11 protein-coding genes and 2 pseudogenes are annotated in these 19,911 nt (G+C 45.1%); 9 read left to right on the top strand and 4 right to left on the bottom strand.

What is annotated here, in order from left to right:
• The first annotated feature begins 47 nt into the window (after positions 1-47).
• From pruA to D0A34_07105, 3 genes and pseudogenes are all read left to right on the top strand, one after another.
• Positions 48-3,023: an L-glutamate gamma-semialdehyde dehydrogenase gene (gene pruA, locus D0A34_07115; GenBank protein UNU18675.1), complete on the top strand. Its 2,976-nt coding sequence runs from the start codon at positions 48-50 to the stop codon at positions 3,021-3,023.
• Between the two features lie 58 nt (positions 3,024-3,081).
• Positions 3,082-4,818 (top strand): annotated as a pseudogene (locus D0A34_07110) (hypothetical protein).
• Between the two features lie 177 nt (positions 4,819-4,995).
• On the top strand, positions 4,996-5,475 hold the full coding sequence (locus D0A34_07105; protein ID UNU18674.1) for a hypothetical protein: 480 nt from the start codon (positions 4,996-4,998) through the stop codon (positions 5,473-5,475).
• A gap of 165 nt (positions 5,476-5,640) precedes the next feature.
• Here D0A34_07105 and D0A34_07100 read toward each other — a convergent pair whose 3' ends face one another.
• Positions 5,641-7,686 (bottom strand): peptidase S8, encoded by a 2,046-nt coding sequence (locus D0A34_07100; GenBank protein UNU18673.1) that lies wholly within the window; start codon positions 7,684-7,686, stop codon positions 5,641-5,643.
• A gap of 254 nt (positions 7,687-7,940) precedes the next feature.
• Here D0A34_07100 and D0A34_07095 point away from each other — a divergent pair, with 254 nt between their 5' ends.
• The 4 genes from D0A34_07095 (at position 7,941) to D0A34_07080 (ending at position 12,023) form a co-directional block, all read left to right on the top strand.
• Positions 7,941-9,002 carry a UPF0104 family protein gene (locus D0A34_07095; protein UNU18672.1) on the top strand — a complete coding sequence of 354 codons (1,062 nt, stop codon included), beginning with the start codon at positions 7,941-7,943 and terminating at the stop codon, positions 9,000-9,002.
• A gap of 220 nt (positions 9,003-9,222) precedes the next feature.
• Positions 9,223-9,876: a DUF1190 domain-containing protein gene (locus tag D0A34_07090; protein ID UNU18671.1), complete on the top strand. Its 654-nt coding sequence runs from the start codon at positions 9,223-9,225 to the stop codon at positions 9,874-9,876.
• 95 nt (positions 9,877-9,971) lie between these two features.
• Complete coding sequence (locus D0A34_07085) at positions 9,972-11,279, top strand: glutathionylspermidine synthase preATP-grasp family protein (protein UNU18670.1); 1,308 nt, start codon at positions 9,972-9,974, stop codon at positions 11,277-11,279.
• An 18-nt stretch (positions 11,280-11,297) separates the two neighbouring features.
• Positions 11,298-12,023 (top strand): hypothetical protein, encoded by a 726-nt coding sequence (locus D0A34_07080; GenBank protein ID UNU18669.1) that lies wholly within the window; start codon positions 11,298-11,300, stop codon positions 12,021-12,023.
• Positions 12,024-12,170: 147 nt separating this feature from the next.
• Here D0A34_07080 and D0A34_07075 read toward each other — a convergent pair whose 3' ends face one another.
• The 3 genes from D0A34_07075 to D0A34_07065 all read right to left on the bottom strand — a co-directional run bounded on the left by D0A34_07075 (position 12,171) and on the right by D0A34_07065 (position 15,418).
• Complete coding sequence (locus tag D0A34_07075) at positions 12,171-12,920, bottom strand: amino acid ABC transporter ATP-binding protein (protein ID UNU18668.1); 750 nt, start codon at positions 12,918-12,920, stop codon at positions 12,171-12,173.
• Entirely contained in the window at positions 12,886-14,349 is a 1,464-nt protein-coding gene (locus tag D0A34_07070; protein ID UNU22205.1) for an ABC transporter permease subunit, read from the bottom strand. Before D0A34_07070 ends, D0A34_07075 begins: the two co-directional genes overlap by 35 nt.
• 535 nt (positions 14,350-14,884) lie before the next feature.
• The gene (locus D0A34_07065; GenBank protein UNU18667.1) at positions 14,885-15,418 is read right to left on the bottom strand and encodes a DUF2726 domain-containing protein; all 534 of its coding nucleotides are present in this window, start codon (positions 15,416-15,418) and stop codon (positions 14,885-14,887) included.
• Between the two features lie 643 nt (positions 15,419-16,061).
• Between D0A34_07065 and D0A34_07060 the strand changes: the two genes are divergently transcribed.
• Both D0A34_07060 and D0A34_07055 read left to right on the top strand, forming a co-directional pair.
• Positions 16,062-19,127, top strand: coding sequence for an NACHT domain-containing protein (locus D0A34_07060; protein ID UNU18666.1), 3,066 nt, complete (start codon positions 16,062-16,064; stop codon positions 19,125-19,127).
• Positions 19,128-19,267: 140 nt separating this feature from the next.
• Positions 19,268-19,870 (top strand): annotated as a pseudogene (locus tag D0A34_07055) (hypothetical protein).
• Positions 19,871-19,911: the final 41 nt, after the last annotated feature.

Genomic DNA, 19,911 nt, shown 5'->3' with positions numbered 1-19,911 from the left:
AAACCCCCCCTGGTTGCCAATTACAAATTACCCATTACTAATTACCAATGGTTGCACAAATATCTCCAAGCATCTACGAAGCAAAAACTCAAGAAATTGCCACAGAAATCCTGCGGGCAACTCAAGAGAAAAAGCGCTCTTTTTTCGGGCAACTCCAAGACCAAATGCGCTGGGACGACAAACTGATGGATTGGGCGATGGCTAGCCCGGGACTGCGGGTGCAGTTGTTTCGATTTATTGACTGTTTGCCGGCTCTCCGCAGCCGGCCGGAAATTGCCCGCCACCTGCAAGAATACCTGACCGCCCAAGAGGTAGAATTGCCTGAAGCATTGAAAAAATTGCTCAACTTTGCTAGCCCTGATTCGGTTCCCGGTCAGTTGGCTGCGACGACGGTTGCGCCTGCTGTGGAAACTTTGGCGCACAAGTATATTTCTGGGGAAAATATCAAGCAGGTAATTAAAACCTTAGAGCGGCTCCGTAAAGATAAAATGGGTTTTACAGTTGACCTTTTGGGGGAAGCTGTCATTACTGAAACTGAGGCGCAAATTTATCTTAACCGCTATTTGGAATTGATGGAGGAACTCGCAAATGCAGCGAAGAATTGGCCGCAAGTAGATGCAATTGACAAAGCTGACGGCGAAACTCTGCCACGAGTGCAAGTATCCGTAAAATTAACAGCTTTTTATTCTCAGTTTGACCCGTTGGATGCTAAAGGTAGTGAGGAGAAAGTAAGCGAGAGAATTCGTCTGTTACTGCGCCGCGCCAAGGAATTGGGAGCGGCAGTTCATTTCGACATGGAACAGTATGCTTACAAAAGTTTGACTTTGAGCATTCTCAAAGACTTATTGTTAGAAGAAGAGTTTCGCAGTCGCACGGATATTGGAATTACATTGCAAGCATATTTGCGCGACAGTGCCCAAGATTTGCAAGGTCTTATTGCGTGGGCAAAAAAACGCGGAAATCCGGTAACAGTGCGTCTGGTAAAAGGCGCTTACTGGGATCAGGAAACTATCAAAGCGATGCAGAAAGATTGGCCACAGCCGGTCTACAATGACAAAGTTACTACCGATGCAAATTTCGAGCAGATGACGCAGTTGCTGCTAGAAAATCACGAATATTTGTATGCAGCTATTGGCAGTCATAATGTGCGATCGCAAGCGAGGGCGATCGCCATTGCCGAAACTCTCAATATACCGCGCCGCCGCTTTGAAATGCAAGTGCTGTATGGCATGGGCGACAAATTGGCTAAGCTTTTGGTCGATCGGGGTTATCGCGTCCGAGTCTACTGTCCCTACGGCGATTTGCTGCCGGGAATGGCTTATTTGATCCGCCGTTTGCTGGAAAATACCGCCAACAGTTCTTTCATCCGGCAAAGTTCCGAAGAAATGCCGATCGAACAATTGTTAGCCGCACCCGTTGCTAACGGAAATGATCAGCTAGTTTACAGCAAAGTATTTCCCAACGTTGCCGATACAGACTACGCCAATACCAACTTACGGCAACAAGCAGAAACAGCGATCAAATCAGTGCGGGCTAACTTAGGTAAAACCTATTTACCCCTAATCAATGGCGAGTACCAAAATACTGAAGCAACAGTTAATTCTCTCAACCCTTCCAATCCCACAGAAGTAGTCGGCAAAATCGGATTGCTTTCCGAAGAACAGGCCAAACAAGCCCTTGAAGCAGCAAAATCAGCCTCTACCAGTTGGCGGAAAACCCCCGTCCGCCAGCGTGCAGGCGTCCTCCGCAAAGCCGCTGAGTTGATGGAACAGCGGCGGCACGAACTGTCAGCTTGGATGGTGTTTGAAGTCGGCAAACCTGTCAGAGAATGCGATGCCGAAGTCTCCGAAGCTATAGATTTTTGTCGCTACTACGCCGACGAAATGGAACGGTTAGACCAAGGGAAAAATTACGATATTCCCGGAGAAACTAACCGTTATAGCTATCAGCCACGTGGAATTTCTTTAATCATTTCGCCTTGGAATTTCCCCCTCGCAATTCCCGTTGGCATGACAGTTGCTTCGCTGGTTGCAGGTAATTGTACTTTGCTCAAACCTGCGGAGGTTTCCTCAGTAATTGCAGCAAAAATTACAGAAATTTTGCTGGAAGCTGGCATTCCCAAAGGCGTATTTCAATACGTGCCTTGCAAAGGTTCAACCGTCGGCGCTTACATGGTGAAACATCCTGACGTTCACATGATTACTTTCACCGGTTCTCAGGAAGTGGGGTGTCAGATTTATGCCGATGCTGCGATTTTGCAGCCTGGACAAAAACACCTGAAACGAGTAATTGCAGAAATGGGCGGAAAGAATGCAATTATTGTCGATGAAAGTGCGGATTTAGACCAAGCAGTTGCAGGCGTAGTTTATTCGGCATTTGGATATAGCGGCCAAAAATGTTCCGCTTGTTCGCGAGTAATTGTGGTCGAATCCGTGTACGATAATTTTGTGGCAAGATTGGTAGAAGCGACGCGATCGCTCAATGTCGGCCCAGCAGAAAATCCCGGCACTCAAGTTGGCCCTGTGATCGATGCAAATGCCCATTCGCGCATCCGCGAATACATCGAAACAGGCCGCGCCGAAGCTAAAATAGCTTTAGAAATGCCGGCACCGGAAACCGGTTATTTTGTCGGCCCAGTCATTGTTACGGAAGTATCCCCGACAGCAACTATCGCCCAAGAAGAAATTTTCGGCCCAGTTTTGTCGGTGATGCGGGCAAAAAATTTCAGCGAAGCGATTGCTATTGCTAACGGCACGAATTTTGCTTTAACCGGCGGATTGTATTCTCGCACGCCTTCGCATATCGATCGAGCCGCATCGGATTTTGAAGTCGGAAATCTGTACATCAATCGCGGAATTACCGGCGCTGTGGTATCGCGGCAACCTTTTGGAGGATTCAAACTTTCGGGAGTTGGTTCTAAAGCAGGTGGCCCGGATTATTTGCTGCAATTCCTCGAACCCCGCACCATAACCGAAAATATTCAGCGGCAGGGTTTTGCGCCGATTGAAGGAGTGGATGATTAATCATTCCTTTGTTCGTAGTGAGGACTGAAGTCCTCTCTCTGGCTGTTAAGTTAGTAGGGTGCGCCTAGCGCACCTTACGGGTGGGGTAACAGAAAAAATTTGTGCGAGATTAGCTAGTTATAAAATGGAATCTACGAAAGATCGCGATCGACTAAATTCTCATAACCCTTCACTGGACAAGTGGCTGCGATTTTTAATTATCGCCGTATTAGTCATAGGCATTTTATTTCGATTCGCCAATCTCGATCGCAAATTTTACTGGATCGACGAAACATATACTTCTTTGAGAGTTTCGGGCTACACCGAAGCCGAAATAATCAAACAAATTTCGTACCAGAAAATAACCTCGCCTGCTGATTTACAAAAATATCAGCAGATAAATTCCGAAAAAACTGTAAGGGATACCCTGAATTCTTTAGCAACAGAAGACCCCCAACACCCCCCTCTGTATTACGTACTAGCGCGATATTGGGCGCAATGGTTCGGCAGTTCCGTTGCCGCAATGAGAAGTTTGGCCGCCGTGATTAGCCTGCTAGTATTTCCCGCAATTTATTGGCTGGCTTGGGAGTTATTTGAATCTTCAGCAGTAGCGTGGATGGCGATCGCACTTTTCGCGATTTCTCCCTACCATATCATATTTGCCCAAGAAGCAAGACAGTACAGTTTGTGGACAGTAACTACTATTTTATCCAGTGCAGCCTTGCTGCGAGCAATGCGCTCTGACGAAAATCAAAATCCTGTCGCCCTAGTTCTTTCCTGGGCGCTTTATGCAGGCACAGCAACACTGGGATTGTACACCCACTTGTTATTTGTCTGCGTCGCTGCCGCCCACGCAATCTACGTCGCAGTTATTGCCAACTGGCGCGATGTGAAAACATTCATTTCCTATTATGTAGCAGCTTTAATCGCTTTGATCGGCTTCATGCCTTCCCTCATAAATACTGTAGAAAACTTCAATCAAGTTAGAAGCACAACAGTATGGGCAGAACAAACAAATTACTTAAGATTAGTCAGCAGGTGGGTTGGTTCCCTCAGCATAGCATTTTTTGATATAGGCATTGATGGAACTGCCAACGCCACACAACTAGCCTTGCTAATTCCAGTTGGTATCATGGTTCTAGCTTTAGTCGGCTATGCCCTTTATTTTTTATACCGACAAACACCAAAGCGAGTGTGGTTGATTGTATTGTTATTAATTGCAACAACTGCTTTGTTTTTAGCAGTACCTGATCTAATCAAGGGTGGAAGGCGATCGGCAAATCCGCGATATTTAGTTCCTTGTTATGTGGGAATTCAGCTAGCAGTGGCTTACCTGCTGTCGGCGAAAATTAGTAACAATTTGGAGAAGTTAAAACAGCAAAAACTGTGGAAAATAGTTATAGTGGCAGTTTTTTCCGCAGGTATTATATCCGGTGGAGTTAGTTCTCAAGCAGACATTTGGTGGAATAAAGGCAGCGGTTGGTTGCGTGCCTTAGAAGTAGCTGGGACTGTCAATCAAGCCAGCAATCCCCTAATTATCAGCGATGCCAATATCGCACATATCATGCCTTTAAGTTATTACCTAGAACCAAAAGTCAAACTGCTAATAGAACCCCGCTGTTACACTTCTTGCTACAAAAATCGAGAATTGGCAAAGAAAAAACCCCAACCCCCGCAAGTTCCCGGCGGTTTCAGTGAGTTGTTTTTATACAGACCGTCCTCTACTTTGCGATCGGCAATTCAGCAACAAAACTATCAAATAGATCCGGCTGACCCTAATGTCGAGCTTAATCTGTGGAAAATTACCAAAAAATAATCTAAAACATTAAGGCAAAAAACACGGGTTTGCTGCCAAAAAATAAATGTCTTATTAACTGCGACATACTGACCATAAACGGTATTTTCGGAACTATGTCCCAAGTAGAGTTCGATAGGTTTGCTTTTCGTGGTAAGCTAAAAGTTAAGAATCAAAAAATAACATCAAAAATCTCCAATGACAGCCACTGAAACCTCCAACATTCGTAAACTGCTGTGTGATCCAGACTTAGGGCTGATTCCTCACCTAGAAAAGTGCCTGAAAGATTTGCACTCATCTGCGATCGCCAGTGGAGAGAAATTCAAGGTAGAACCTTACGATATAGAACTCAAAAGCTGCCACACCCAGAAGCATCCCAACGACCAAAAACCCCTTGTCACCCAGTCAGTGTTAATAAAAGTTCCCTTGACTGGGAAAGTTCAAGACAAGATGCACCTATATCTGATCGCAACTGAGTTGCAGAACCAAATCGACTTCAAAATTATCGACTGGAGTGCCTTAGAACGCCGCCAATACGACATTCAGGGCATCCCCTTAAAGCAGCCGATCACCAAAATAGACGGCCACATGAATTACGAGTTAGTATTCGATCGACCAAGCTACTGCTGCATCACCCTGTGCCGCCAATTTGACTTAACTTACGCCGCCAATTTTTAATACCAATTCCCAAAAGTAGTGATACAGATTGATTGTACGGAAGCGTCTGTAGGGACAGGGCAATGCGATGTCCGGCGCGGGAAGTAGGACACGGCATTGCCCTGTCCCTACAGTGAATAATTGGTATAAGATTGAGGATTGTAGATCGATCGCACCAGATCGAATTCAAACCGCTCGATTCGCAGTTTCTGCAAGAATCCTCTTAATATCAGCAGGAGTCAGACTCGGATTAGCTTGCAACATCAAAGCTATCACCCCGGATACTTGTGGCACTGCCATTGAAGTACCCGCAAAATATTGATAGGGAATCCCCGGTTCCGAAAGCGACACAGTTGAATAAACGTCACCAGAACCCGTCGTGCCACCGTCGCCGCCCGGAGCAACAAAATAATTAATTGCCTCCGAACCCGCCCGGTTAGAATAATCCGCAAACAAGCCATTTCGGCTAACAGCACCGACAGCAATTCCTACCTCATTGGCAAACCGAGCCGGATAATCTGCTTGGGCGCGAGCATCATTTCCTGCCGCCGAAATCACGATCGCGCCTTGAGCTTCAGCGGCTCGAATCGTATTCAATTCTTCATAATTCAACTCTTGGCCGCCCAAACTTACATTAATCACCTTCGCTCCATTTGCCACCGCATAATTAATGGCATTAATTTCATCCCGAATTTTGCCCACCCCTGCGCCATCAAGTATTTTCAAAGGCATAATCTTCGCAGTTGGAGCCGTTCCAGTAATCCCAACCCCATCTTTTTTCGCAGCAACTAAACCCGAAATATGAGTGCCGTGATTGTTATCATCCATCGGGTCATTATCGTTGTTGACAAAATCCCATCCTCGGAAATCGTCAACAAAGCCATTGCCATCATCATCAACCCTGTTGCTAGCTTTATTGCGACCGATCGCATCAACACCGGTTTCCCCCGCATTACTCCAAATATTCCCCGTCAAATCCGGGTGATTGTAGTCAACTCCGCTGTCGATAACTGCCACCACAATTCCGTCTCCAGTCAAGCCCTGGGCCCAAACCTCCGGAGCTTTAATTAAATCTCTGCCCCACTCGTCGCCGCCCAAGTCGGGAACGTCAGGAAACGGTGCAGTACCTTGAGCGTTAGCAACTGCCGCCGCTGCATTTACCAAACCTAATCCAAAACGAGAGTCAAAACCTTGCAAGTTGCTCGGATTGTTAGGAGAAACAGTTGCAGGAGTTGCAGACAGATTTAGGGTGAAATCTGTACTGCCTTGGTATTGATAAACTCGGACAAAGTAAGTTCCTGCGGCTAAACCGTCGATGTCGATCGACTCCGGCGATAAATCCAATTCTTGAGAAGAAGCAATAATATCGGTGAAGTCAATAGAATTGTCGCCATTAATATCTTTAATCACAGCAACATCAACATCCGCCGTCAAACCGCTGACAGTTAATTTAAAGTCGCTATTTGCAGGCAAAGTAAAGCGGTAAAGGCTGTCTGGCCGGGCGTTGCTAACCGAGTCTGCGATCGTTTGAGTGTCGCCCAAAACGCCTAAATCGCGAGCTTGATCCAGTTGGTTGCCCAATACGGTAGTTGCAGAGATGAATGTATCGGCGAGGTCTTGTGGAGATGCGTTGGCTACCAAGCCTAAAATAGCATTGGATTGGCGAATTTTAATTAATGTATTGGAAATACCGGGGGCGATCGAGATTTCTTCGAGGATCAAGTCAGCTTCGGTAAGGTTGTCAGTCAGTCCGATCGAATCCACAAAACTGTTAAAGTCAGTAATAACGTCTGCAGCAGCCGGATCGGTGACTGCGGAGTCACTGCGGAGGACAAAGGCATCGAAGCCCAAACCCCCTGTCAGCATATCTTTGCCGCCATCGCCCACTAAAACGTCGCTGCCAGAGTCACCGTTGAGGGCGTCATCTCCCTTACCTCCCTGCAAGGTATCGCTGCCGGTATCGCCAAACAGGATGTCGCTGCTGACACCGCCGTTAAGTACATCGTTGTCGGCACCCCCGAACAGGGTATCGGAATTGCTGCCGCCGAGAATGCGATCGTTACCATTATCGCCGCTGATGCGATCGGCATCCGACGAACCGATAATAAAATCGTTGCCGCCAAGGGCAAAAAATCCGTTAGGATAAGGAGTCAAAAAGCCCGGAGTCAAGGCGAAACTATTGGGGCTATCATCTAAAAGATAGGAAAGACCGTCAGGGCTCGGGCCGGGCATAGAAATGTACTCCTAGCGAGGTATATCGATCTAAATTTTAGATTTTAAATTTAAATTTGTGGTTAAAAACGCCCTAAATAGTCTGTAAGGCGGGCATTACGCACAGTCTGTAGAAGTCTGCATAGGTTAGGTTAAACAGATTTATTCCGTCATATCATGCCGTGTAAATCAACCACAATTCCGCCTTAGCCCATCTCAAATATAAAATCTAAAACAGTATAACTTAATCCCAAATTCAAAATCGGGATCAGAAAATGGGAAAACCACACTTGCATCGAATTCAGAATTTTTTGAAGATCGCGAAGTCGCATTTAAAGCCTTATTTGCGCTATTTGATTTTGGGCGGGACGTTTTTATTTATTGCCAAAGCTTTTTTAACTCACTGGCGAGAAGTCGCGAATATCCAAATTCGAGCCGAAAGTTTTCCGTTGCTGGCGATCGCCCTCGGCGTCACTTTATTGTCTCTAATTTTTGTCGGTTGGGTGTGGATGTTGATTTTGCGGGAATTCCGCCAACCTGTAACTGCCGCCTGGGCGATTCAAGTTTTTCTCAAAACTAATATTGCCAAGTATTTGCCGGGGAATATTTGGCATTTTTGGGGTCGAATATTGGAAGCCAAAAAAGCAGGAATTTTCCCGAAAGCTGCTACTCTCAGCGTGTTGCTGGAACCGCTGCTTATGGCTTCTGCGGGCGTGCTGATAGGGTTGATTTGTTTTGAGAAAATCAATTGGTTTTTGCGGATTGTCGGTTGTGCTGCTATTTTAACGGCGATTCATCCCCGAATTTTAAATCCGATCGTTCTCTTTGTAGAGCGGTTGAAGTTATCCAAGAACAATGGGGAAAATTCCCAGGCTGAGGAGGCTGCGGAGGATCAACTAAATTTTACTACAGAGTCTACTTCCAAGATAGCTAAAAAAACATTTCCTGTCAAGTCCCACAGCCAAATTAATTTGCCAATTAAACGCTATCCTTTAGTGCCGTTAATCGGACAAATGTGTTTTATCGGATTGCGGGGCTGCGGTTTTTTGCTAACTGTAACGGCTTTAACTCCGGTGAACTTTAGCAATATTCCCAACTTGTTCGGTGCTTTTTGTTTTGCGTTTGTTGTCGGTTTAGTCGTACCGGGTGCACCGGGGGGAATGGGAGTATTTGAAGCAACGGCGATCGCCCTGCTGTCCGATCGCTTTTCTACGGGTATAATTCTGAGTGCCGTGGCTTTGTATCGGATAATTAGCATTCTGGCGGATGTTTCCGGTGCTGCTTTGGCAAAGCTCGATCGGCAGCGAAATCAGCGCAGTCAAAAAAGGCGAATTTGAAATCAAATATAGGAGCAATATAATTTGCTGCGTTCGAGAAATCCCTGAATCGGGCAATGTAGTAAAAGCTATAATCAAAGTCAAAGTCGTGAGTGCCAACTCACAGACTTAGGTAAATTACTTGAACTTTGGCTGACCGTGTAAATCCAATCCTCTCAGTGGCAGCAAATTCATCACATTACAGGTTCTTTGAAATAATGACTCTAACCTCCGGTTAGCCATGACTCATAACAACAATCGAACGACAACAATTCGTTACCTTCTAATTACATCAGGTGTACTAGCGATCGGTGGATTAGGCTATCTTGCTTATACCATGTTGCACCAACGCAACGAAGTACGCTACTACGAATCCGAACAGCAATGTATTGTAGATGCGATGAACCAAAGCAACGGGTTCACCAAAGAGCAGTGTCAGGCCCAGTTCCGGTACGCAATGCAGGAATACGAACGCATTACGCCCGTGTATCGCACGCAGCCAGAATGCCAAGAAGACACAGCAAGCATTTGCTCGCAGGTATCGAATTCCAGCGTTGCTACCGCCGGATGGCGACCAGACTTCGGCGGCTTCTATTTCACTGATGATGTCGATGATGATGCCCCTCCAACAGTGGTCAACGGCGGCTCTAGCGGCTCCTACAGGGTTTATCCAGTGCAACCCGTTTACCGCTCCAACATCGGAATTGTAACTCCAGATAGAACCCAGATTACTCGTCCCCTACAGGGCATACCGCTAGATTCTCCCTCCTTTTCCTCCAGTCGCGACACCCCAAATCGCCCCCCAGGCCACGCAGCTCAGGGAACCATCAAAGGACGAGGGAGGTTTGGTAATGCTGTCCGCTCCACGGGTTCTTTGGGAGACGGAGGCAAGTGATGCAAGCATTTTTGAGCGGCCATTCATCCCACAACTATTTTTTCTCTGTTTTTGTAGATCCTTGAGTTCCACACCACTAGCAAGGTGCTTCATCCATGTATCCCTTTTTGTTTCAGCGACGGCGCAACTGGCAGCAGCACGTATTAGAGAACGCCTACCAATGTCAGCCTCTTGCAGACATCAACCAACGCTACTGGGCAGAAGCCTTAGACCGTCCCTTTGGGGTGATGTTTTCGCGCCAGGAAGAGGCGAGGATCTGGGATGCTACTGAGGCTCTTTGGGATATGTGCCGGGAGTTTTTGGACTGGTTTTTCACCGCTGATGGCCTAGAAAATCGGATGAAAAAACTCGCTATTCCCCCTGCTTTCTGGGAAGCAATTCAGGTTTCGTGGGATCGGGTTGACGAAGCAGAAGATATGTCTCTTTATACCCGTTTCGATCTTGCCGTCACTGAAGATGGAAAAATTAGCCTTCTAGAAATCAACGGCGAAACTCCTCTCTTGGGTGCAGAAACAGTCTATCAATGGCTGTGGTTAGATGACATGAAAAAACCAAGCCGAGATTTGCGATCGCTTCCCAACGATGCCAATCAGTTCAACAACTTTTGGGACGAAGTTGCGGGTCGATTCCGCACTCTAAGTCGTCATTATGATTTAAAGCAGTTCGGTCTGAGCTTGTTAATTGACGAGCATCTGTCAGAAGATACCGAGATGGCAGGACAACTGGTGGAAATTATTAATCAAGAATTGGGAAACGATCGCTTTTTCACCCAACTTGTAGGATTGCGTAACCATCTGGGCGTTGATGAAGAAGGATTTTTTGTTGATCAATTCAATAATCGGATATTGCGGCTGTGGAAAATCGTCGATTGGCTGGATTTGCAACTCGCCAGCCAATCCTTTAACGCAGATGAAGCCCTAGCATCGCGCCTGATAGCAGGGGACGTGAAAATCATTGAACCGCTGTGGAAACAGATTTTAAGCAATAAAGGATCGATGGTATGGATGTGGGAATTATTTGGCAACCACCCAGTGTACGCTCAATTCTTGCTACCCACTTTCTTCACAGATACTATCTCGCTCGAATCCACAGCATTACTGACCCAAATGCACGTCAAAAAGCCCCTCGTCGGTCTAGAAGGTGTTGGGGTTTCTATTGAAACAGGCGATTTTGTTGCCGGAGCCGTTCACGCCCGTGAGGCGATGGGCTACGATCGCGAAGGATTCATTATTCAGTCCTATCAACCCTTGCCCGAATATTTTGGCTACCACTTCGTCGTAGGTTCCTGGATTGTCGGCGATACTCCATCCGGCATCGTATTGCGCGGAGATACCAATCCGATCACCGGACGACATTGCTTAATTGTTCCGCATATCGTGAGCGATCGTCTGGTGAATACTTAAATTCTAATCAGAAAAACTATGAAATTACAAACTCATCATGTCCGGGGAATTCCGATTCTTAGCAGTGAGTGGAGTGTAGATGAATTTATTGCCGATGAGTTGAAAATTCCCGAAGTCGCGCCTACAATTCAGGCTGGATTTATGGATCTCCTGAGCCGAGATGTGTTCTCTGAGGGAGACAGTCAGCCACTCTACGAGCATCTGCTATCTCGCAGTTCGGAGTTCTCGTTAGAATTCATGAGTGCGATCGAACTTTGGCTGCAAGACGAATTACGGCACTACGTTGCTCTACGTAAGGTCTATCACATGGTATCAGGTTTGTCGCCAGAGGCGATCGACCAAAAAAACCAGAGTCGGGTGCATGAACTCGAACCGATCTCGTTTTTGATTGAGAACGAATTCACCATTCTAGTTGGTTTAATGTTTGACGAAATGGGTTCCGTGTGGTCTTATCACCGGGATATTAAGGAATTCTACCAACACTATGGGAACGGCTTTGCTCGCGTAGGACATTTGGTGACGCAGGATGAGGGGCGGCATTTTAGGAATGCTGCGACTCTCATCCAACATCGCCATCCCGACAAAATCGATCAGATCGAACCCTTATTAGAAAAGATTAGCGAGATGGAAGCCGGTCTTGCTTATTATCCCAAGACTTTCTTTCTCGATCACGCTCAGGAAAGAGACCGCTTTCCGAAAGATTTTAATACCCAGGTGATTCAAAGAATTCTCTCATTTTTCTAACAGAATTACCACGTTAATCATCGGATAAACATTATTATACTTTCCGTGGCGATCGAGCCTCTCCAACCTGACGCAGCCTACCGCAACAGTCTTTTTCTCCTCTAACTCTGTGTCGTCTGCGGTTAAAAACTCTAATTATTATATGAATTAAAGCATTTTTTCCAGAAATTGCTTGGCGCGATCGCACTTCGGGTTGCTAAAAAACTCCTGCGGCGGCACATCTTCCGCCACCTTTCCGCCATCCAGAAACAAGATCCGGTGGGCGACTTCCCGCGCAAAACCCATTTCGTGAGTTACAATTGCCATTGTAATTCCCGTTTTCGTCAAAGCTTTCATCACATCTAACACTTCTTTAACCATTTCTGGATCGAGTGCAGAAGTCGGTTCGTCCATCAACAAAATTTCCGGTTCCATAGCCAAACAGCGGGCGATCGCCACCCGCTGTTTTTGTCCCCCCGAAAGCTTAGAAGGATAAACCTCTGCCTTATCTGACAAACCCACTTTTTCCAGCAATTCTAACCCCTTCAGACGTGCCTCATCCGATTCAACCTGCTTCACCTTTACAGGCGCATAGATCACATTTTGCAGCACAGTCATGTGCGGGAACAAGTGGAAATGCTGAAAAACCATCCCCACTTTCTGGCGGATTTTCATAATATCTGCCTTCGGCAAAGTAATATCCACCCCATCAATGTATATCTTTCCCGAAGTCGGAATTTCCAGTAAATTCAAACACCGCAAAAAAGTAGATTTGCCGCACCCCGAAGGGCCGATAATGGCAATCACTTCTCCTTTATGAATTTCAGTAGTTATCTCGCGCAAAACCTTCAGAGTGCCAAAAGATTTATACAGGCGATCGACCTTAACTGCTACTTTGGAGTCTACGTTCGAGTACATTTGCCCCCCAAGTTAAACTAAGCACCATCAAATAATAAATTGCGCCGACAAATATCAAAGGTTCAAAGTAAATATACTTTTCTGCTCCCACAATTGTAGCGCGGCGCAGCAAGTCTTCTACGCCAATTACTGAAACTAAAGCTGAATCCTTCAGCAAAGCAATACTTTCATTCACCAATGCAGGCAAAATATTTTTCAACGCTTGCGGCAAGATAATATCGCCCATCATCAGTTTGTAGGGAACGCCAAGGGATTCTGCGGCTTCTTTTTGACCTTTATCTACGGCTTGAATTCCCGCGCGGATTGTTTCGGAAATATAAGCCCCAGAATTCAGGAAAAAAGTAATTACGCCAGCTTGCAGCGCCGATATATTATAGCCCGTAAGCTGTGGCGTTGCAAAATAAACTAAAGTCAACTGCAAAATTAGCGGTGTTCCTCTAAAAATAGAAGTATAAGCAGTACCGAACCAAGCCAGCGGTTTAATGCTAGAAATCTTAAATAGAGACAGCACGATTCCCCAGATAAATCCGAGAAATGCCGACAGCAAGGTAAAAGTTAGCGTTACCCAAATCCCGGACAAAATATAAGGCAAACTCGGCTCGATTTTTCCAAAATCTAACCCGAACTTGGACGCTACCGCAGGCTGATTTGCTTGAGCAGGTTCTTGCGGAATTGGTCGAGAAAACCACTTAGTAGCTAGTTCCTTAATTTGACCGCTGGCTTTCATTTGCTGGAGGACTCGGTTGAATTCTGGAACTAATCTTGAACCTTTGGGAAAGGCGATCGCCGAACCGCTTTCTTCAGTATTCGGGATTGTGTTAAATTCCAAGTCCGGGTTCGCTGCAGCATAACCCGTAGCGACAGTATCCTCGATCACTCCCGCCGCGAGGCGGTTCGATTTAATTTCTTGAATGATGTCAGGAATCCTATTGAGAGCAGCCAGTTGCACCCCGGCCATTTTTTTCACAGCTTCCTGCTGAATGCTTCCGAGTTGAACGCCTACTTTTTTCCCGGCTAAATCTTCAGCTTTGGTCAAATTGCTGCCTTTATTGGCGACAATTGTATTTTGAGCTTCGTAGTAAAGGTCAGAAAAATCAACATTTTTTTTCCTTTCTGCTGTGGGAGTCATTCCAGCCATCACAAAATCGGCTCTGCCCGCCTGCAAAGCGGGAATTAAGCCGTTAAAGTCCATGCCAATTACTTTCAGTTCGTAGCCCAATTTTTTAGTAATATATTTGGCAATATCGATGTCAAAACCGATAATTTCGTTGCCGCTAACAGCCGTATCTTTAAATTCATAGGGCGGGTAGTCTGGGGAAGTCGCCAGTGTTAAAGTCTTGTTGGCTTGGGCGTAGCTGGCGATCGCAATTAAACAAAAGGCGATCGCGATCGCCGCCGCCAGCATTGATTTTAATTTTAAACGTTTCATATCGAACATTGTCCTAAAATATCCCCTCGCCCAGAAAATATACCACAAATCGGAATCAAGTCACCTTTGTAAAGGAAGATATACTCCTGGACGCACGGGTTTCCAGAAGCGGGGTTTGAGGGACAAACAAACTGCATAATTAGCCTTTCATAATAGTAAAAAATCGATTATAAAGGTATTAAGGCGTCCAGGGCTAAAGATAGATAATTGTGCCACTAACTTATATTTAAAAAATGTCCGCAAGGCAGATTTTTTAACATTTTAGAAAGTAAAGCTTGTTTGCTAAATTCCCACCCATGTTGTACCGTTGTCCTAGTTGCGATCGGTATTTCTAATCATCCAGCATATTCCATCTATATGTGGTACAAGGTATTCAGTAGATCAGAGCAAAAAATGCGATATTACTTCTAAGCCGCCGGGAACGATCGAGTGGGAGTAATACCATTGTCGATTATTGATTTTCGATTAGGAGAGATGCCGTCTGTAAGTCCTGTGTTAATTACAGGACTTACACAGAAAAATTATAGTCTAAGAGTCAACTGTCAACTGTCAACTGCGTTGAATAGTGTTGCAAAAATGCTTCCAGTTCTGTCCGTCCTTGTTGGGTAATTGAGTTGTAGAAGACTTCTTTTTGTCCATTGGGAGTGTAGAAACGATAGAAGCGTCGATCGAGATCGATTTGTCGCAGGTATACTAAGGGAACGCCAACAGATGCAAGGAGTCGGGCTTTTTTGCGATCGCGCACCTGCACCTCTGGGCGATCGTGCCAATGAGATTGACATTCTATCACCAGTTTGGCTTTGCGACTAGCACCACAGCCGCGTTCCATCAAGGCGATATCGACTCTGGAACTCACCCAAAATTTCCAAAGTTCAATGGGAAGACGGGTGAAAGTTTCTCGACGAGAACAGATGATTTCTAGGGGAACTTGGGGACAGTAACGGAAGCGATCACCTAAAATCATCTCTAGAATATCGATAGCGATCGTTTCTAACTCGTTGATAATTTCTCCGCTTTGGAATTGGGGAAATGAAGACAAAGAATTGTCATAGTCAAAGGCGTAGAGCATTAGTTTTATTTCCGATTAGGGTTAGTGGGAATTAAAGGGGTTGTAGATGACTGTCCAAGCGTTTGCACCAAGAGCGGTGGCAGTCCAAGCGCCCTTCTGGTAAGGTTTGCCTTCTTTCCGAGCGCGGTAGAGAGTTGTCGTGGATACCTCCAGCAGTTGTGCGGCTCTATGGGTTGTGCAGGATTGCTCTATTACAGTTGGTTGGGATGGCAGTTTTACTCTTCTCTTTTTGTTAAGGGAGTCGAGGGGAGTGGGTGGCTCGTCTGGGAAAAGGCTGAGTTGAAAGGCTGTCATAAGCTGAACCTTTGAGTGCTAATGATTCAAGCCTATTGGAGTCAACTGGATTTCTCCAGAGCAAAACGGTTCAGAAAAAAGTGAACTGATCTGAACTGGTCAAGAAACTTGATGCTGACTATGCTAGGGATAGTTTGGATTGAGATTTTGCGCCTGTAGTGTTGTCCCGCCGTGGACTCAAGTCCACGGCTAAGAGCTACTGTCCACTTAAGTGGACTGAAGAGCGCTTTTTTGGGTCAGCATTTAGTCCTCTTTTAGAGGACTTTCGCTATGAGCCAGGGGTTTAAACCCTTGGCGGGCTATGCAACTGATGCAAAATTCTCAATTTCATCCACTCTAGTTGTTAGGAATGAGTCAAACTATGGCATCTCGCAGTGTTCGGATTGATGGCGCAGGTTTGGAGAAAGTTCGTCAACGGATGGCTGAATTGGAGAAGCCACTAAATCCAGATAAACGAGGTTGGTCTCAAGAAGACCTTGCAAGGCAGGCGTATGTGCATCTTAGTACGGTTAAACGCTTTCTTGAAGGTACGCCACGCGATCGCGGTACTGTCATCTCAATTCTTAAAGCATTAGAATTTGAACCCATAAACTTTATTGCCGAACATGACTCCAAATTGCAGAATTCCAAGCGAGATCCACAGCCAAACATTGACATTGATTGGCAGCGAGTTTGCCAACAAATGTTAAAGGAACAGCAAAAAGAACAGCGAATTAGGCGTAAGGCAACTGAACAGGGATTTGAAATCAATGTTTTTGTACCGCTAGGTTTAATCGAACGGAAACAGCAGCAGCGTCGCAGTGGCAATGTGCCTATGGAACTGTTACATCAATTAGAACCGGAAGTTGTTACCCGAATTTACGAGCATGATGAATTCATGACTGACGTTATTGGACAAAACCCTACTGGAAAAAATAAGCATATTGCTATTGTCGGCGAACCAGGAGCAGGAAAGACAACGCTGTTAGATAAAATCGCTACTCACATTCATGAAAATAATCAAGATTTGCCGATTTGCATTGCGCTGGCAAGTTTGCAAGGAAAGACACTGAAAGACTATATCCTTCAGGAATGGTTACTGGAAGCTATGGCTCTGGTTTATCCTGATATTGATGTAGAGAAGTCTCACAAAACATCTCTACAGAAACGGTTGCGTCACGGTGGGGTGTGGCTGTTACTTGATGGTGTTGATGAAATGGCTGTAGGGGCGAATAGTTGTTTGTCCTTAGAGGAAATTAGAAACCAGCTTACTGATTGGTTGGGTAATGTGCGGGTTGTTTTGACCTGTCGAACCAATGTTTGGGATGCCCGTCTCAACAATCCCCTCACAGGCTTTGATACTTACAAAACTCAGGAGTTTAAACAAGAGCAAGTAGATGATTTTATTCAGCAGTGGTTTGCTGAAGCAAAAAATATTCAAGGGGGACAGGAGTTACAGAAAAAGCTGCAAGAGCCCCAAAAGGAACGCATCCGCCAACTCGTAAAAAATCCGCTTCGCTTATCTCTACTGTGTCAAATATTCAGCCAAAATAAGCAAGTCGAATTACCAGAAACCAAAGCCGAACTATATCAACACTTTGTCCTCTATTTCTATGAGTGGAAACCATCCCAAACGGTTATTGATTGGGCGACTCAACCAGGTTTGCGAGAAGAATTACATCAAGCCCTCGGTCGTTTGTCTATAGCAGGATTGGATAGCGATGCTAGATTTCGGTTGCCACTGAGTTTAATTCAGCAAGAAATGGGTGATAGGCTGTTTAAATTAGCCTGGGATCTCGGTTGGCTGAACTTAGTAGATCGAGAAGCTGCAACAGATGAACCTGTTTACGCATTCTTTCATCCTACATTCCAGGAATATTTTGCTGCCTTGGCGATCGATGATTGGCATTTTTTCCTAAATCACGTTCCTCATAATCCAGATGAAGGTATTTATCGCATTTTTGAACCGCAGTGGAAAGAAGTAATTATATTATGGTTTGGAAACAACAATAAAAACAGAGATAAGTTTATTGATTTGTTAACAGATTTTAATGATAGATGTGGTATTGAGAATTTTTATGGCTACAGAGCTTATTTTTTGGCTGCTTGTGCAATCTCTGAATTTACAACTTATGACCGAGCAGATGAAATCGTGGAGAGACTGTTTCAAATCGGATTTAGTAACATCGGTGAAGAATTGCATTATTGTGTAGAAAATGCCGCTAGAGAAGTAGTTGAAAAAACCGATCGCCTGAAAGCAATTAATTTATTAACCAAATTAATTTGTGAAGAAAAAGAACATAAAATTACATTGGGAAATCAATCTTTTCGTCTTCGGGAAAATGCGGATAATACCCATGAAGCTGCTAGGATATTAACTAAGCTTGACCCAGGAAACAAATTAGCAGAAGACCTTCTGGAAAATGTAATCAGTTTTTACACTGCAAGGGAAGTTTCCAGGGGTATGGATCAGCAAGAGGCTCTTTCTTTTGCTCATTCATTAGTATATGGTTTACCATCTAAAGGTGAGCCTATAAAAGTTCAACTGGCAATAAAAAATGAGAGTTTGAATGTTATTAAAATTTTAGATCACTTAACAAAAAGCGACTACAATGAATACACATTTAAACAGATGTTAAAGTCCTCTAAATATAAGAAACTTAAATCAACTAAAGAATTTATTGCAAAATCTCTAGTTAATTTACTTTGTAATAGTGAAGACGATATGGCCTGTTTCATGGTTACTTTAAAATTCACAAAAATGATTCAGTATGAAATGTTCCCATTGGTAGTTAGAGGACTAAGAAATTGTCTATACAGGCAAACTGACAAAGATGATGTCGATCGATATTTCCATTGCTATGGAGTGATCTGGCAGTGCGCCCAAACAATGAGTTATCCAGAGTTTTATAGTGCATGGCACCGTCAACCATTTACTATAAATGCAAAAGTATCCGACAACATCCTAGTTAGCAACTCCAACACTACTCAACTCCTCAATTTTGCTGAATTTCCAGAAGTCCTGCGTTCTGCAATTGTCAGCGACCCAATGCTCAATCGAGCAGTACAACTGATTTGTATTGATGGTAGCGAATTTAACCCTCCAGATAATCCTGCCACTGATATCTACATCCAAATGGTAGAGCAAGGTTGTCCAGAACGACAAGAAGGAACACCCACAACTATGCCACTGCTCAAAGCCTATTGGCGACTGAATTTGAGAAACCTAGAAAAACGAGTTGCGTTGGTGTTCTACAACTCTAAAATCGATCGCGAATTCAGCGAACCTTTTCTAACTGCACTGAGTGCTTTTGGAGGCACGATCGCAATCATCACCGATCGACCATGCGACAATGTAAAACGCCTTTCTCCTAACCATCCGAATCTCATCGATGCAGTTTTGAAATGGCTGCATCGATCGATTTTGGAGGCTTGAATTTTGATTTTGGCAGAAGGCGATCGCTTTTTCATCAACTCAGGCGCGATCGCACTCACACCCCCAAATCCAACTCGCTCGAAACATTGCCGATCGCCCCATATTTCAAGAAGCTCTAGGTACGCAGGAATTGAAAGCCGATGCCTTATAGTAAGTTCACTCTCAGCAAAGCTGTAGAAGCTTTCGATCTCACGATCGTTGAAGGAACTCGATTTTTACCGGAAATTTCCCCAGTTACTCCCAGTTCTTTACGGCAGGATACTCTCAGAGAAACGATGCCCTGGGCAATAGCAGTGAGTAGCGAAAAAGCTCGAGCGGAAGGCATTATCAATCCGGTGTTATTGGAAGTAAAACGCCAACTTCAAGGACAGATTAGCATTTTTTCCGGCGAGGAATTCAATGGAGAACCGGAGGCAGAGCTCCCAGGTTATATTGACTTTTTATTGAGTCGTTCCCCGGAGCAATTATTTATCAAAGCTCCTGCGGTTATATTGGTGTCAGCCAAGAAAGAAGACCTGAAACCCGCTCTAGGACAATGCCTTGCAGAAATGGTGGCGGCTCAACGGTTTAACCGACAAAAGCAACAGCCGATATCGACGATTTACGGAACGGTTACTAGCGGTACGGTTTGGCGGTTTCTCAAGCTAGGATAGCAATGCGCGTCCATCGATCTTACCGATTATCCGCTACCTCGGGTCGAGCAAATCTTGGGTTTTCTAGTTTGGATGATGGCCCGAGGGTGAGCTGATATTATACAGAAATATCGACCTGCTGCGGCGTTGAT

This window comes from Microcoleus vaginatus PCC 9802 (genome assembly GCA_022701275.1).
Classification (GTDB): domain Bacteria; phylum Cyanobacteriota; class Cyanobacteriia; order Cyanobacteriales; family Microcoleaceae; genus Microcoleus; species Microcoleus vaginatus_A.
Note: the sequence above shows the minus strand (reverse complement) of the source record. Positions and strands in the feature narration are given on the sequence as shown.